The sequence below is a fragment of the Streptomyces sp. WZ-12 genome (assembly GCF_028898845.1).
GTDB lineage: Bacteria > Actinomycetota > Actinomycetes > Streptomycetales > Streptomycetaceae > Streptomyces.
Map to the genome: position 1 here is coordinate 1,174,530 of NZ_CP118574.1, position 14,931 is coordinate 1,189,460.

At 74.6% G+C, this 14,931-nt stretch carries 13 protein-coding genes; 5 read left to right on the top strand and 8 right to left on the bottom strand.

What is annotated here, in order from left to right:
- Positions 1 to 161: 161 nt before the first annotated feature.
- The 3 genes from PV796_RS04780 to thiI all read left to right on the top strand — a co-directional run bounded on the left by PV796_RS04780 (position 162) and on the right by thiI (position 4,750).
- Positions 162 to 1,781, top strand: a complete 1,620-nt coding sequence (locus PV796_RS04780; protein WP_274911644.1) for an ABC-F family ATP-binding cassette domain-containing protein — start codon at positions 162 to 164, stop codon at positions 1,779 to 1,781.
- A gap of 526 nt (positions 1,782 to 2,307) precedes the next feature.
- Complete coding sequence (locus PV796_RS04785) at positions 2,308 to 3,210, top strand: glycosyltransferase family 2 protein (RefSeq protein ID WP_274911645.1); 903 nt, start codon at positions 2,308 to 2,310, stop codon at positions 3,208 to 3,210.
- A 211-nt stretch (positions 3,211 to 3,421) separates the two neighbouring features.
- Positions 3,422 to 4,750 (top strand): tRNA uracil 4-sulfurtransferase ThiI, encoded by a 1,329-nt coding sequence (gene thiI, locus PV796_RS04790; protein ID WP_274911646.1) that lies wholly within the window; start codon positions 3,422 to 3,424, stop codon positions 4,748 to 4,750.
- A 41-nt stretch (positions 4,751 to 4,791) separates the two neighbouring features.
- Here the strand turns inward: thiI and PV796_RS04795 are convergent, their stop codons facing one another.
- The 8 genes from PV796_RS04795 to PV796_RS04830 form a co-directional block, all read right to left on the bottom strand.
- The gene (locus tag PV796_RS04795; RefSeq protein WP_274911647.1) at positions 4,792 to 5,598 is read right to left on the bottom strand and encodes an ArsR/SmtB family transcription factor; all 807 of its coding nucleotides are present in this window, start codon (positions 5,596 to 5,598) and stop codon (positions 4,792 to 4,794) included.
- Between the two features lie 816 nt (positions 5,599 to 6,414).
- Positions 6,415 to 6,642: a DUF1918 domain-containing protein gene (locus PV796_RS04800; RefSeq protein WP_274911648.1), complete on the bottom strand. Its 228-nt coding sequence runs from the start codon at positions 6,640 to 6,642 to the stop codon at positions 6,415 to 6,417.
- Positions 6,643 to 6,828: 186 nt separating this feature from the next.
- Positions 6,829 to 7,233, bottom strand: coding sequence for an Hsp20/alpha crystallin family protein (locus PV796_RS04805; RefSeq protein WP_274911649.1), 405 nt, complete (start codon positions 7,231 to 7,233; stop codon positions 6,829 to 6,831).
- 17 nt (positions 7,234 to 7,250) lie between these two features.
- Complete coding sequence (locus tag PV796_RS04810) at positions 7,251 to 8,741, bottom strand: ATP-binding protein (RefSeq protein WP_274911650.1); 1,491 nt, start codon at positions 8,739 to 8,741, stop codon at positions 7,251 to 7,253.
- Between the two features lie 150 nt (positions 8,742 to 8,891).
- Complete coding sequence (locus tag PV796_RS04815; RefSeq protein WP_274911651.1) at positions 8,892 to 9,554, bottom strand: CBS domain-containing protein; 663 nt, start codon at positions 9,552 to 9,554, stop codon at positions 8,892 to 8,894.
- 148 nt (positions 9,555 to 9,702) lie between these two features.
- On the bottom strand, positions 9,703 to 10,578 hold the full coding sequence (locus PV796_RS04820; RefSeq protein WP_274911652.1) for a universal stress protein: 876 nt from the start codon (positions 10,576 to 10,578) through the stop codon (positions 9,703 to 9,705).
- Between the two features lie 153 nt (positions 10,579 to 10,731).
- Positions 10,732 to 12,198, bottom strand: a complete 1,467-nt coding sequence (locus tag PV796_RS04825; protein WP_274911653.1) for a sensor histidine kinase — start codon at positions 12,196 to 12,198, stop codon at positions 10,732 to 10,734.
- The gene (locus tag PV796_RS04830; RefSeq protein WP_274911654.1) at positions 12,195 to 12,932 is read right to left on the bottom strand and encodes a response regulator transcription factor; all 738 of its coding nucleotides are present in this window, start codon (positions 12,930 to 12,932) and stop codon (positions 12,195 to 12,197) included. Before PV796_RS04830 ends, PV796_RS04825 begins: the two co-directional genes overlap by 4 nt.
- Before the next feature lie 144 nt (positions 12,933 to 13,076).
- On the opposite strand from PV796_RS04830, the gene PV796_RS04835 reads away from it, so the two are divergent.
- Together PV796_RS04835 and PV796_RS04840 are read left to right on the top strand one after the other, a co-directional pair.
- Positions 13,077 to 14,438 carry a ferredoxin reductase family protein gene (locus tag PV796_RS04835; RefSeq protein ID WP_274911655.1) on the top strand — a complete coding sequence of 454 codons (1,362 nt, stop codon included), beginning with the start codon at positions 13,077 to 13,079 and terminating at the stop codon, positions 14,436 to 14,438.
- Between the two features lie 46 nt (positions 14,439 to 14,484).
- The gene (locus PV796_RS04840; protein WP_274911656.1) at positions 14,485 to 14,907 is read left to right on the top strand and encodes an FMN-binding protein; all 423 of its coding nucleotides are present in this window, start codon (positions 14,485 to 14,487) and stop codon (positions 14,905 to 14,907) included.
- Positions 14,908 to 14,931: the final 24 nt, after the last annotated feature.

Below are 14,931 nucleotides of genomic sequence, written 5' to 3' on the forward strand. Positions count from 1 at the left end.
CCTCGTGCGCCCCGAGCCGGCCGGGAGACGCGACCGGCGCGAAAACCGATTGGCCGGCGGGGCCCGGACCAGGAAGAGTGTGCGGGGGCGCCGCTCGTCGCGTTGCGATCGGGTGCCGGGTTCCGCAATTTTCGCAACGATTCCTCAGTTTGGGCCGATTCATGGGGCATGTAGAAGTCGCGCACGTGGAGTACTACCTGCCGGACGGGCGGGTGTTGCTCGATGACGCCTCCTTCCGGGTGGGCGAGGGGGCCGTCGCCGCGCTCGTCGGGGCGAACGGCGCGGGCAAGACCACGCTGTTGCGGCTGATCTCGGGCGAGTTGAAGCCGCACGGCGGATCGGTGACGGTCAGCGGGGGCCTTGGGGTGATGCCGCAGTTCGTCGGCTCGGTGCGGGACGAGCGGACGGTGCGCGACCTGCTCGTGGCGGTCGCACCGGAGCGGATCCGGCACGCGGCGCACGCCGTCGACGAGGCCGAACTCGCCCTCATGGAGCGGGACGACGAGGCGGCCCAGATGGGTTACGCCCAGGCGCTGAGCGACTGGGCGGAGGCGCGCGGCTACGAGGCCGAGACGGTGTGGGACATGTGCACCACGTCGGCGCTGGGCATCCCGTACGAGAAGGCGCAGTGGCGGGCGGTGCGGACGCTGTCCGGCGGTGAGCAGAAGCGGCTGGTGCTGGAGGCGTTGCTGCGCGGGCCCGACGGGGTGCTGTTGCTCGACGAGCCGGACAACTACCTGGACGTGCCGGGGAAGCAGTGGCTTGAGGAGCAGTTGCGGGAGACCCGCAAGACGGTGCTGTTCGTCTCGCACGACCGGGAGTTGCTGGCGCGGTCCGCGCGGCGGATCGTGAGCGTGGAGCCCGGGCCGGCCGGCAGCGACGTGTGGGTGCACGGCGGCGGCTTCGCGACGTACCACGCGGCGCGGGCGGAGCGGTTCGAGCGCTTCGAGGAGTTGCGGCGGCGGTGGGACGAGAAGCACGCCCAGTTGAAGAGGCTGGTCGTGGACATGCGGCAGTACGCCTCGCGCAGCGACGAGATGGCGTCGCGGTACCACGCGGCGCAGACCCGGCTCCAGAAGTTCGAGGAGATCGGCCCGCCACCGGAGCCGCCGCGGCCGCAGAAGATCACCATGCGGCTCAAGGGCGGCCGCACCGGGGTGCGCGCGGTCACCTGCCAACGGCTGGCACTGACCGGGCTGATGAAGCCGTTCGACCTGGAGGTCTTCTACGGCGAGCGGGTCGCGGTGCTGGGCTCCAACGGGTCGGGGAAGTCGCACTTCCTGCGGCTGCTGGCGGGCGAGGACGTGGCGCACACGGGGCAGTGGAAGCTGGGCGCCCGGGTGGCGCCGGGGCACTTCGCACAGACCCACGCACACCCCGAGCTGATGGGGCGCACGCTGTGCGACATCCTGTGGACCGAGCATGCGAAGAGCCGGGGGCCGGCGATGAGCGCGCTGCGCCGTTACGAGCTGGACCAGCACGGGGACAAGCCGTTCGAGAAGCTGTCCGGCGGGCAGCAGGCCCGGTTCCAGATCCTGCTGTTGGAGACCGGTGGCGCCACCGCGCTGCTGTTGGACGAGCCGACCGACAACCTGGACCTGGAGTCGGCCGAGGCGCTCCAGAAGGGGCTGGAGGCGTACGAGGGGACGGCGCTGGTGGTCACGCACGACCGCTGGTTCGCCCGGTCGTTCGACCGGTTCCTGGTCTTCGGTCAGGACGGCCGGGTCCGGGAGGTGCCGGAGCCGGTGTGGGACGAGGGACGGGTGGAGCGCCGTCGCTAGGGGGTTCTCCTAGCGCACGCGGCACGGGAGGGGAAATCCGCCGCCACCCTCGGGGCGGACTCTCGGCCGTGTTCGGACCGGTTTCCGATGCGCCGTTCGGGCCGCCGGGGACCGGCCGAACAGGGCGCGGACAGAAGGACGTTCGACGCCCCGGGTCCGCTCCTGCGCGCATCCGCCCCAGAGCCGCGCACCCGCCCCAGCATCCCCAACTCTGTCGCCGCCAGGGGTGGTGCGCGGCCGGTGGAACGCCGGGTCGGCGCTCTACTGCACCGGAACATTCCCGTCAAGGTGGTGAATTCGGGCCCGAAAGTGGGCAGTTGACCCTTGTCTTGACGCGGTGATTGACTTCCCGCGTCACCCGGCGCCGCTCCGCGCCCGCGACCCGGAGGCCGGAAAGGGATCACCGGGTCCGTCGGAATCCGCGGGCAGCGCCACGGCTCCGGGTGAGCTGTGGTCACGCATGTCCTTCAACAGGCTGCCGCCCGTCGAGGATCGAGGCCCATCGGAGCGTGAGGATCACCGTCGCATGAGGATAAGCGTCGTCGTCCCCGCCTACCGCGCCCGGGACGCGCTGGAGTTGTGTCTGCTGGCCCTGGCCCGCCAATCGCTCGACACCGCGCACGCGGCCGAGGTGATCGTGGTGGACGACGGCTCCGCGGACGGCACGGACCGGATGGTGGCCGCGCTGCCGGCCGGCCTCGACGTCCGCTACGTCTACGAGCCGCGCTCCCCCGCGTCCGGGCGGGCGCGGGCCCGCAACCTCGGGCTGGCGCACGCGACGGGCGACCTCGTCGTGCTGCTCGACGCGGACCAGGTGGTGGCGCCGACGTTCCTCGCCGAGCACGCCCGGGCCCATGCCGAGGGCGATGACCTGGTGGTCGTCGGCCGGCGGTTCCAGTTGGGGGACGGCCCGGTCGACCGGGAGCGACTGCGGTACGAGTTCAGTTTCGAGGCGCTGCCGCCGGTGGTGCGCGGCGACGAACGGGAGCCGGTGCTGGAGGCGTTCGACTGCGAGCTGGCCGGGCTGGAGACCGCCTGGCACTACGTGTGGGCCTGCAACGCCTCGGTGCGGCGCGGTCATCTGGTGGCGGCCGGCGGCTTCGACGAGGCGTTCGTCGGCTGGGGGTTGGAGGACGCGGAGCTGGGCTACCGGCTCACCCGCCGCGGCCTGCGCCTGCGGTACGCCACCGAGCCGGCCGTCTACCACCTGCACCGGGAGTCGCCCCCCGCGGCCCGGCACGGCGAATGGCGGCGCAATCTCGCCCACTTCGCGAGCGTGCACGACGACGTGGTGGTGCTGCTCCAGCGGGTCTTCGAACCGGTCGTCGACCCGACCGGCCCGGGCTGGGGCCGGCACGAGTGCGCGCTCCGCTTCGAACTCGCCGCCCGCGCGCTCGCCGGCCGCCTGCGGCCCGCCCCGACGGGCTGACCGAGGCCGCCGCCGCCCCGGGCCGCTCCCGGCGCGGGCCACGCGGCGCCCGGCACACCGGCGGGTTCCCCCGCCTCGCTCCCAGGGGAGGGCCGCTCGGCGTGTCTACTCTGGATGTGCGGCGGTCCTCCCCGGTCCTACGGGCGGGGCATCGGACGAGAGCCCAACGGGCCCGCGCTCCGGGCCGCACGACGCCACCCGAAGGAGAGTCGTGTCCGGCGCACCATCCCTCCCCACCACCGGGACGCGCGACCCGGACCGTTCCTGCGTCCTGCTCAAGCACGGCGAGATCTTCCTCAAGGGGCGCAACCGCCGGCTGTTCACCGAGCGGTTGCACGACAACCTCCGGGTGGCGCTGCGCGGTGTCGGCGGATCGACCTGGATCAAGATCGCGCAGAACGTCACCGTGCTGGGCGGCCAGGTGCCGCAGGAGGCACTGGTCGAACGGGCCCGCCGGGTGATCGGCTTCAACTCCGTCCAGCCGGCGATCCGGGTGGACAGCTCCCTGGACGCCATCACCGCGGCGGCGGTGCGGACGCTCGCCGAGGTGGCCGCCCAACGGCCGGTGGCCAGCTTCGCGGTGCGGGTCAAGCGCCGGGACAAGGCGTTCCCGATGACGTCGTCACGGCTGGCGGCCCACCTGGGGGCCCGGATCCAGGAGGCCCTGGACGGGCTGCCGGTGGACCTCTCCCACCCCGGCCTCCGGCTGGCCGTCGAGATCGACCACAAGGAGACCTATCTGTCCTGGGCCCGGTATCCGGGCCAGGGCGGGCTGCCGGTCGGGACCAGCGGCCGGGCCCTGGTGCTGCTGTCGGGCGGCTACGACTCGCCGGTGGCCGCCTACCGCGCCATGCGCCGCGGTCTGGCCTGCGACTTCGTCCACTTCACGGGCGCCCCGTACACCAACGCGTCCTCGACGTACAAGGCGTACGCGCTGGCCCGGGAACTCAACCGTTACCAGCCGCCGGGCCGGCTGTACGTCATCGCCCTCGGGCGGGCGCAGCGGCAGTTGGCGGTGGTCGGCGCCGGCCGGCTCCAGGTGGTCGCCCAGCGGCGGCTGATGGTGCGGGCCGCCTCGGCGCTGGCCGTCCGGATCCGGGCGCAGGCACTGGTCACCGGGGACAGCCTGGGTCAGGTGGCCAGCCAGACGCTGGCGAACCTCGTGGCCGTGGACGAGGCCGCCGCGCTCCCCGTCGTCCGGCCCCTGGTCGGCTGGGAGAAGCAGGAGATCATCGACGAGGCCCGCGCCATCGGCACCGCGGACGTCTCCGTGCTCCCGGACGAGGACTGCTGCCGGCTGCTCGCCCCGCCCCAGGTCAGCACCCGGGCCACACTGCCCCAACTGCACGCGCTGGAAAGCCGCCTGGACCTCGACGAGCTGATCGCGGAACTGCTGGCCGGCGCCCAGCTCATGCGGCCGGAGGCGGAGGGCGGGGAGGGCGGAGACGGCGCCGGCGGCGCGGGGGCCCGGGTCGGGAGTGGGTCCACTGCTCCCGGTGACGCCTCGACGCGCGCGGCGCGGGCGTCGGCAACGGTCTGAGGGCGCTCCCCCGACTTGGCGAGGGCCCGTCGGGACGTGGGTCAGGACCGGGCCTGCGGCTCGGGCTCCTGGAGCAGTTCGCCCGTCTCCAACAGGGTCTTGAGGTTGGACAACAGGGCGGGCCAACCGTTCTGGATCATGCCGCGGGCCGTGGAGTCGGCGGCGAACCCGTCGTGGACCACGGTGAGCTTCACCATGTCGCCGAGCGGCTCGATCTCGAACGTCACCTTGGAGCGCGGCTCGGCCGCCAACTCGGCCTGGACGCCCTCGGCGACGCCCATGCGCCGGGCCCACTCCGGCGTGAAGGTGTGCCAGGTGTAGGACAGTCTCCGGTGCGGGCTGGACTCCAGGACGACCTGCTCGGGGTGGGCCGTGGCGGCGCCGCCCTCGTTCCAGGTCATGGCCGACCCGGCGCGCCAGTCCGTGTCGAACTCCACGCCCCAGTAGCGACTGGTGAAGGCCGGGTCGGTGAGGGCCTGCCAGAGCCGCTCCGGCGTGGTCCGGATGTAGGTGGTGTAGACGAACGCGTTGCTGTCCATGGGTGGCGTCTCCAGTGCGCGTGTGAGGTCGGCGAGGGCGCGTGCCCGGTCGCGGTCGTAGTGGCTGAGCCAACGGTCAGCAAGGGCGTTGATCGGCTCGGCGTTGAGGTAGTGCAGCTTCTCCCGCCCGCGCCGGAGCGTGGTGATCAGGTTGGCCGCCTCCAGCACGGCCAGGTGCTTGCTCACCGACTGCCGGGTCATCTCCAGCTCCGCGCACAGCTCCCGCAGGCTCTGTCCGTTGCGGGCGTTGAGGCTGTCCAGCAACCGGCGGCGCCCCGCGTCGGCCAGCGCCCTGAAGACCTCGTCCATGGCCCGTGTCTCTCCTGCCCCACCCCTTTATGCAACCGGTTGGCTGCATAAAAAAGATAGGCAGCCATTTGGCTGCATGTCAATCGGGGCGGTGGCACCCCAGGGCGGGGACGGCCACCGAACCCGAGCGGGCAGGCAGCCCCGGCGGAGCGTGCGACAGCGACAACACGCCTTCTGTACAAGTGAGTTGGTCGCCGCCCAACAAGCCAGTGAGCAGCCTCCGCGCGCCGACCGCCGGCTCGGTCCGCGATCTCGATCCGGCGGGGGCGCGGGCTCGTCCTTCGGGGCGGTCGCGGTCGGCACCCCGTCGGTCAGACGCGACCGGTACGCGAACCGGCCGGTCCTGCGGGTCGTCCGGCGCAGCACGCCCCCGCTCCCGCACTCCTGGTACGCGCCGGTGATGCGCAGTTCCCGGTCGCCGATCTCGACGCCGACGCCCGCGCGCCGAACGCCGGTCAGTTCGGCCTCGCCGACCTGGGTGTTCTGTCCGGGGAGGTTGTGGACGGGGCGCCACCTCAGCCGAAGAGCCCGGGCACCCGGATCGTCCGCACCGGCCGCTTGGGCTTCGGCTCCTGGCGCGGCGGCAGTCGACCGCCCGGCAGCTCATCGGCCCGCGGGGGCTGGTCGACGCCACTCGACGCACTCCCGGAACGTCCGGAACTCCCGGCGCTGTTGGGCGAGTTGCCGGTGGCGTCCGGCCCACCGACACGACCCGGGTTCCCGCCGCCCCGGCCGGGCTTCCCGACCCGCCCCGACTGTCCGACTCCCGCGGCCCCCGCGCGCTGCCGGCGCGCCGCCGCTCGGCGTCCCATGGGGCTACACCGTGTGCCGGGGCGCGTCGCTCCGCGCGGGGCGCGCCCCGGCGGTGCCTTCGGTGACGCAGCCCGGGCCGGGGAAGATCTCCGTCTCGTGGCCGTCCTCGTAGCGCACCCGGTACGGGGGTTCGCCGTTGCGGCCGAGCACCTCGACCACCGTGGCCCGGTGCTCCGGGCTGCCCACCGCGCGTCCGGTGATGCGCAGTACGTCTCCCTTGTGCGCCTGCATCGCCACTCACCCTTCCCTGCACTGCCGTGACTGTCCGCGCACGCCGTTTCGGGCGTGCGCCGCGCCTCCTTCCAGTGTGCGTGCGTCGCCGCGCACCGCACGGGGGCGGTGGCCGGCCGCCGGGCGGGCGCGGTGCCGGTCCGCGGCGGCGACCGGCGGCGGCGAGCACGGCGCCGCCGGCCCGGTTCAGCCCCGGATCTCGATGTGGCGCGGCTTGGTGGCCTGCGCCTTCGGGATCGTCACGGTGAGGATGCCGTCCGTGAGCGAGGCGGTCACGTCACCGGACCGCACGTCCACCGGGAGCGGCGCCCGGTACTCGAACTGCCCGGTGGGGCGGCCGCGGTGGCGCAGCGCACCGGCCCGCTCGGACTTTCTGAGCTCCCCGGAGATGCTCACCTCGTGCTCGCCGACCTCGACGTCGAGGTCCGCGCGCCGGATGCCGGGCGGTTCGCACTCGACGACGTACGCCTCGTCGGTCTCGGGCAGGTCGGCCGGCGGGGCGAAGGCCGGCGCCTCGGCCAGCGGCGGGGTGAACGCGGCGGACTCCAGGGAGTGGTTCATCCGGTCGAGCAGTTCCTGGAACTCGGCCATCGGTCAGGAGCGGGGGCTCACTCGCCGTGGTAGAGCCGGTCCGCGCCGACCAGCAGGACCTCGCCCTTGGCCTCGGCGGCGCGCAGCTCCGGGCCGAAGCCGACGCCGCTGTAACAGGTGAGCACGGTCCGGCCGGTGTCCTCCCCGGCCGCGGTGACCAGGGCGAGGATCCGGCGCAGCCGGTCCAGGTGCGGGACGTCCATGGCCTCGTTCCAGCGGGCCAGTCCGACCGAGAGCAGCGCGCCGGGCCGCCCGTCGGCGGTGCCCCGGACGACGACCTCGGCGTCGAGCCGGGCGTTCCCCTCCGGGTCGGGGACGGTGCCGCGGACGGCCGTGTGCACCGCGCCGCCGAAGGTGTCCCAGGCGGCGTACTGGGTGACCCACTCCCGGCAGAGCTGGGCGAAGTGTGGGGCGGCCACCGTGGCGTCGAAGTCCGGGCGGATCCGGCGCCACACCTGGGCCGTCTCCTCCTGCTCCAGTGCCGCGCGGTGCGGCCAGGCGATGGCGTGCTCGAAGGCGAGCAGCGGTTCGGCGATGCGGTAGCGGGTCAGCCCGGGCCGGAACGCGTCGGCCTCGTCGTGCAGCAGTCCGTGGTGGCGCATCGCGGCCAGGACGTGGGAGACGTCGTGGAGCGAGGCGCCGAGGCGGTCGGCGATCCCGCCGGGGGTGGAGCGGCCGCCGGCGATGGCGACCAGGACGGAGTGGCACAGCGCGCGGTCCGCGTAGTCGCCCTCCTGCTCCAGCAGGTGGCGGGCCTCCCAGAACAGCGGCACCCGGGGGTTGAGGACGGTCCGGCAGAGCCAGGCGTCGAAGTCGTCCGGGCCGGCGGGGGCGTCGTCACAGACCAGGTCGCCGCGGTAGGCGGGGGTGCCGCCGACGACGGCGTGCACCTGCACGGCGAGCCGGGGCGCCCGGATGCCCCAGAAGCGGGCCGCCTTGCGGAAGCCGAACGGCCGCACCGCCACCTCCAGGGAGGCCAGGCCGTGCAGCGAGGAGGGGCCGCCGAACAGCCGGCGGATGACGGCGGGGCTGGCGCCGCTGAGGATCAGGCGGGTGCGGTTGTGCGGGCGCTCCTGGTGCACGCGGAGGAAGGCGCAGTGCAGGAGCGAGGAGAGCGCGGGGCTGTGTCCGACGAGTTCGGGGAAGTCGTCGATGATCACCACGGCGGGGCGCTCGTCGCCCAGCGCGAGCAGTGCCTCGGCGGCCTCGTCCCAGCGGTGCCAGTGCGGCGGCCGGTCGGCCCCGGTGTGCTCGGCGAGCCGCTCCGCCAGGCGCCGCAGGGACTCCGCCTCAGCCGCCGCCTGCCCGTCGAAGTAGAAGCCGCCGGTGGCCCGGCTGAGCGCCTCCAGCAGGACGGTCTTGCCCTGGCGGCGCTGCCCCGAGACCAGCGCGAGGGTGGTCCCGGGGCGGTCGTCGCAGGCGAAGCGCGCGAGGTCCGTCCACTCTTCCGCGCGGTCGAAGATCCGGTCGGGCCGGACCGGCAGGGTCGTGGCATCCGATGGCGACACGGGCCCGCTCCCCTCGTTACGGGCCGCCGGCGGCGGCCGGCGGCCGGCCTTGCTGTCCGTACGGGTCGCTGTGGGTCAAGTACACCTCCGGCGTCCGGCCGCTGTCCGCCCCGGTGGGCCGTACGGGGCACCGCGCTCGGGGGCCGCCGATCAGCTCGGTTCGGGGGCCGGCTGTCCGGGGCGGGCGGGGGTGGCGTCGGGCACGCCGCCGTACCCGGTGGCGTCGTCGCGCGCGTACGTGAGCCGGTCGACCACCTCGATGACGCCGTCCACGTTCTCGCAGAGCCGGACCGCGATCGGGAGCAGGCTCTTGCGCTCCAGGGTGCCGGTGAGGGTCACGGTGCCGTCGGCGACGTCGACGGTGACCGCGGACGGTGAGACGCCGAGCGTGCGGGTCAGCACCTCCTCCAGGATCTCCTCCTGGATCGCCCGGTCCCGGCGCAGGAAGAGCTGGACGAGGTCGCTGCGGCTGATCACGCCGATGAGCCGCTCGGCGTCGTCGACGACGGGGAGCCGCTTGACCTTGCGCTGCTCCATCGTCCGGGCCGCCTCGACCACGCTCCACTCCGGCCGCGCCACCACGGCCGGGCTGGTCATGATCGCCTCGGCGGTGGCGGCGCCGGCCTTGGAGAGCTGCCGGCGCAGCAGGTCGGCTTCGGAGACCACGCCCACCGGTCGCCCGTCGTCGTCGACGACCGGTACGGCGGTGATGTCGTACTCGTCGAGCAGCCGCGCGATCTCCCGGAAGAGGGTGCCGCGCTGGACGGTGACGGCGTTGGGGGTCATCAGGTCGGCCACTCTGCGGTGCCTCATGGTGGGCCACTACCTCCGGATGTGCCTGGTTCGGTCGGCCCCGGCCGGTTTCGACCGGAGTCCTCATCTTCATGATCCCGCGTCGGGCCGCCGAACGGCGCACGGGATCCGGGTGCGACGACGCAGCGGTGCCGCGGCGGCGGCCCGGCTAGTCGTCCGGGACGACGGCGACGGGGCAGGTCACGTGGTGGACGGCGGCATGGACGACGGGGCCGATGCGGGGTGCGAGCCGTCGCCCATGCCGCCGGCGGCCGACCACCAGGAGCCCGGCCCCGTCCGCGGCCTCGACGACGGCCCTGGCCGGGCTGTCCGACAGCAGGGTCGGCTGCACCGGCACGTCGGGGAACCGCGCCCGCCAGGGGTCGAGCGCCACCCGCAGCTCGTTCTCCGCGGCCGTGGTCACCTCGGCCGCGGCGTCCGGGTCGACGCCCCAGGGGGTGTAGACCCGCACCGGGAACGGGCGGCCGTGCACCACCTGGAGCAGGACCCCGCGGCCGGCCGCCGCGTCGAAGGCGAACGCCAGTAGCCGCGGGGCCGGCCCGCTGAGGCTGACCCCGACCACGACCCGCGGCCCGGAGACCGCCGTCTCCGCCGGCGTCCCCGGCGCATCGGCCCGGACGAGGACGACCGGGCCCGCGGCCCGCGCCACCACGCTCAGGCTGATGTCACCGAGGACGAAGCTCTTCCAGGCCGACAGGGCCCGGGAGCCCAGGACCAGCAGTCGGGACTCCTCGGCGGCCCGCAGCAGCGCCGGCTCCGGCTCGTCCCCGACGAGGTCCTCGATGATCCGCAGGTGCGGGTGGCGGGCCCGGACCGCGTCCGTGGCGGCGCGGACGACCTGGCGGGCGTAGACGTTCTGGTCCCGCTCGGGGGCGGTGTCCGGCGCCTGGGCGGCCAGCAGGATCCAGGCGTGCAACAGCCGCAGCACGGCTCCCCGTCGGTGGGCCTCGTCGGCGGCCCACCGCGCCGCGGCCAGGCTCTCCGCCGAGCCGTCGAGCCCGACGGTGATGATCTCCGGCTCCATGGCTGTCCCTCGACACGAACGGTGGGCGACGCCCTCGCCCCGCGGGCCGGGGCACCGGCCCCGCGCTATCGAGCCTGCGCGCCCGCGCCCGGCATGGCCAGTGGGCCGAAGGTCACCAGGTGGGGGCCGCATGCCCCGGGTCTACGGGGGCCGTCATCCCTCGGCCGGAGCCCCCTGCGGCCCGTCGGCCGGAGCGCTCTTTGGCAGGGTGACCGTGAACGCCGTCCGCCCGGGTCGGCTGGCCAGGGCGACCGTGCCGCGGTGCGCGGTGACCACCGCGTGCACGATGGCCAGGCCCAGTCCGGTGCCGCCGGCGGCGCGGGAGCGGCCGTGGTCGGCGCGGACGAACCGGCCGAAGACCTCGGGCCGGAGCTCGTCCGGGACCCCCGGGCCGTCGTCCGCGACGGTCAGTCGTACGGTCCCGGAGGCGGCCCTCAGCCGTACCGTGACGGCGGTTCCGGCGGGGGTGTGGGTCCGGGCGTTGGCCAGGAGGTTGCCGAGGACCTGGTGCAGCCGGTGCTCGTCGCCGATGACCGTCACCGCCGTCTCGGGCAGGTCCAGCAGCCAGCGGTGGTCGGGGCCGGCCGCCCGGGCGTCGTCCGTCGCGACCAGGACCAGGCGGGTCAGGTCGACGGGCGTCTGCTCCAGGGCGCGGCCGGCGTCGAGCCGGGCGAGCAACAGCAGGTCGTCGACGAGGCGGCTCATCCGTTCCGATTCCGCGTTGATGCGCTCCAGCGCGTGCCGGACCTCGCCGGGCACCGGGCCGCGGTGGCGGAGGGCGAGTTCGGCGTGGCCGCGGACGTTGGCCACCGGGGTGCGCAGTTCGTGGCTGGCGTCGGCGGCGAACTGGCGCAGCCGCTCCTCGCTGGCCTGGCGGCGTTCCAGGGCGTTGCCGACGTGGCCGAGCATCCGGTTCAGGGCGGTGCCGACCCGGCCGACCTCGGTCCGCGGGTCGACCACCGGCACCGGCGCCGGCATGGCCACCTCCCCACTGGCGAGCGGCAGTTCCGCCACTCCGGCCGCGGTGGCGGTCACCCGCCGCAGGGGGCGCAGGGACAGTCGCACCCACAGCGCCCCGACGACGCCCGTGGCCAGGAGTGCCCCGCCGAAGACGGCCGCCTCCACCGCTTCCAGCCGGTGCACGGTCTCCTCCACCGGGTGCATCGGCAGCCCGGTGACCAGGATGTCGCCGTCGTCCCCGGACACCGCGTTGAGCCGGTAGGCGCCGACCGCGGAGAGGTGGACGGTGCGCCCGGTGCCGTCGGTCGGCAGTGCGGCCAGTGCGCCGAGGTCGTGGGCGGTGAGCGGCACCCGGGCGTCGTTGGTCTGCCGCACGACGGCGGCCTGCGTGGGGGCGCCGCGCAGCAGCCGCGCCCCGAAGGTGCCGTTCGCCTGGCCGCGGGTGTCGGGCTGGTTGTCGGCGTCGGGCTTCGCCTCGTGCTCCAGGCTGGCGGCGAACCGGCCGGCGGAGGCGGACAGTTGCTGGTCCAGGCGCCCCACGAGGAACCCCCGGAGGGCGAGCACGGTGGTGACGCCGACGGCCGCGCAGGCGAGCGCGAGGAGCGCGACGAGCCCGGCGGTGAGCTGGCCGCGCAGGCTGCGCGGGAGCGGCGACCTCATGCGGGGTCGGGCTTGAGGACGTAGCCGACGCCGCGCACGGTGTGGATCATGGGTGGTCGGCCGGCGTCGACCTTCTTCCGCAGGTAGCTGATGTAGAGCTCGACGACATGGGCCCGGCCGCCGAAGTCGTAGGACCAGACCCGGTCGAGGATCTGGGCCTTGGAGAGCACCCGCCGCGGGTTGCGCATCAGGAAGCGGAGCAGTTCGAACTCGGTGCGGGACAGCTCGACGAGGTCGGCGCCGCGGAACACCTCCCGGGCCTCCTCGTCCATGACGAGGTCCCCGACGACCAGCCGGTCCCCGGCCGGCTCCCGGGCCATGCCGGCCCGGCGCAGCAGTCCGCGCAGCCGGGCGATGACCTCTTCCAGGCTGAACGGCTTGGTGACGTAGTCGTCGCCGCCTGCGGTGATGCCGGCGATCCGGTCCTCTACGGAGTCCCGGGCGGTCAGGAAGAGCACGCAGACGGTCTCCACTTCCCGGCGCAGCAGGTGCAGGAGTTGGAGGCCGTCGGTGTCCGGCAGCATCCAGTCGAGGACGACGGCGTGCGGGCGGAAGGACCGGGCGGTGGCGAGCGCGGTGCCGCCGTCGGGTGCGGTACGGACCTCCCAGCCCTCGTCCGCCAGGGCGCCGGCGAGGACCTCGGTCAGGTCCGGTTCGTCGTCGATCACCAGGACCCGGACCGGCGTGCCGTCGGCGGTGTTGAGGCGGGCGGGGGTGGTGCGGTGGTTCGTCATCGTGCGTCCAGCATCCCCCGCTCCACTGTGCACCTGGTGCCCGGGGGCCTCTGAGTTTCCTGTGAATCCGGGGGCCGGGCCGCCGCTCAGAGGTTCCTCAGAAGTTCCGCTGGCACGCTGGCGGCCCCTCGGAAACGGAGCCCCATGAGTGTCCTCGCCCCTCCCCGCACCGACGTCCCGAAGCGCCGGTCCGGGCGCCCGCCGGCCGTCGTGGCCCCGGTGCTGGCGCAGCTCGCCGTCTGGGCGGGCGCGGCCGGCGTCCTGGGCCTGTGGTGGGCGGACACCGCGTCGGTGACCGGGCCGGCGGGCTGGGTGACCGGCGCCGGCCGGATCACCGGACTGCTGGCCGGATACGTCTGCGCGGTGCTGGTCGCGCTGATGGCGCGGGTGCCGCTGCTGGACCACACCGTCGGTACCGACCGGCTGGCCCGTTGGCACGCGAGGGGCGGGCGGTACGCCGTCGGCCTGGCGCTGGCCCACACCCTGCTGATCGTCTGGGGGTCCTCGCTCACCGTGCACAGCCCGGTGGTCCAGGAGACCGCCACCCTGGTGCTGCACTACCCGGACATGCTCAAGGCCACCGCCGGGTTCCTGCTGCTGGTCGGCACCGGTGTGCTCTCCGCGCGCGCCGCCCGCCGCCGGCTGAGCTACGAAACCTGGCACTACCTGCACTGCCTCACCTACGCGGCGCTGTTCCTCACCTTCGGGCACCAGCTCTCCAACGGCGCGGACTTCGTGGGCAATCGGGCCGCGCAGTTGGCCTGGTACGCGCTGTACCTCACGGTGGCGGCCCTGGTGGCGTGGTACCGCTTCCTGCTCCCGCTGCGGCGGGCGCTACGCCACCGGCTCCGGGTGGCGCAGGTCCGTCCGGAGGCGCCGGGGGTGTTCTCGGTGCACGTCACGGGGCGGCGCCTGTTGGACCTGGGGGCCGAGCCCGGCCAGTTCTTCCGCTGGCGGTTCCTGGCACCCGGGCTGTGGTGGACCGCCACGCCCTACTCCCTGTCGGCGCCCCCGCACCCCGACCGGCTGCGGATCACGGTGAAGGCGGCCGGCGGCCACAGCGCGGCGCTGGCTCGGCTCCGGCCCGGTACCCGGGTCTGGGCGGAGGGTCCCTACGGGGCGTTCACCGCGGCCCGGCGCAGCGCCCCGAAGGTGCTGCTGCTGGCGGGCGGCGTCGGCATCACCCCGCTGCGCGCGCTCTTCGAGACCCTCCCCGGCGAGGTCACCCTGCTCTATCGGGCCCGCCGCCCCGAGGACCTCGCGCTGCGCGGGGAGCTCGACGCGATCGCCGCCGCCCGCGGCGCGGTGGTGCACTACTCCGTCAGTCAACCCGCCGGCGCCTCCTGGCCGTTGACGGCCCGCGCCCTCGGTCGGCTGGTGCCGGACCTGACGGCGCACGACGTCTACGTCTGCGGGCCGCCCGGCATGACCGAGGCCGCGCGCCGCGCCCTGCGGGCCGCCGGCGTGCCGCGGCGCCGCATCCACCACGAGTCCTTCGACTTCTGACGCCTCCGTGCGTCCCGTCCCGATCCCCGTCCGCAAGGAGCCCCGCGTGCGCCGAGCCATCCTCACCACCGCGTCCACCGGTGCGCTGGTCGTCCTGCTGCTGTCGCTCAAACCGCACCAGCCGCCCGGCCTGCCGGCGGTCGCCGCGGCCCCGTCGCCGGCCGGTACCCGGCACCCCGGTGGCCGGCCCACCGACGGCACCTACACCGGCGCACCGGTCCCCACCCGCTACGGGACCGTGCAGGTCGCCGCCACGGTCAAGGGCGGCCGGCTGACGGCCGTGAAGGTGCTCCAGGTGCCCTCCGAAAGCGGGCGTGACCAGGAGATCGCCGCCTACGCGGTGCCCCGTCTGACCCAGGAGGCGCTGAGCGTCCACGGGGCCGCGATCGACGCGGTGTCCGGTGCCAGCTACACCAGCGCGGGCTATGTCCGGTCGCTCCAGAGCGCGTTGGACCGGGCCGGTGCCTGACCGCGCCCGGCCCGGACGGGCGCC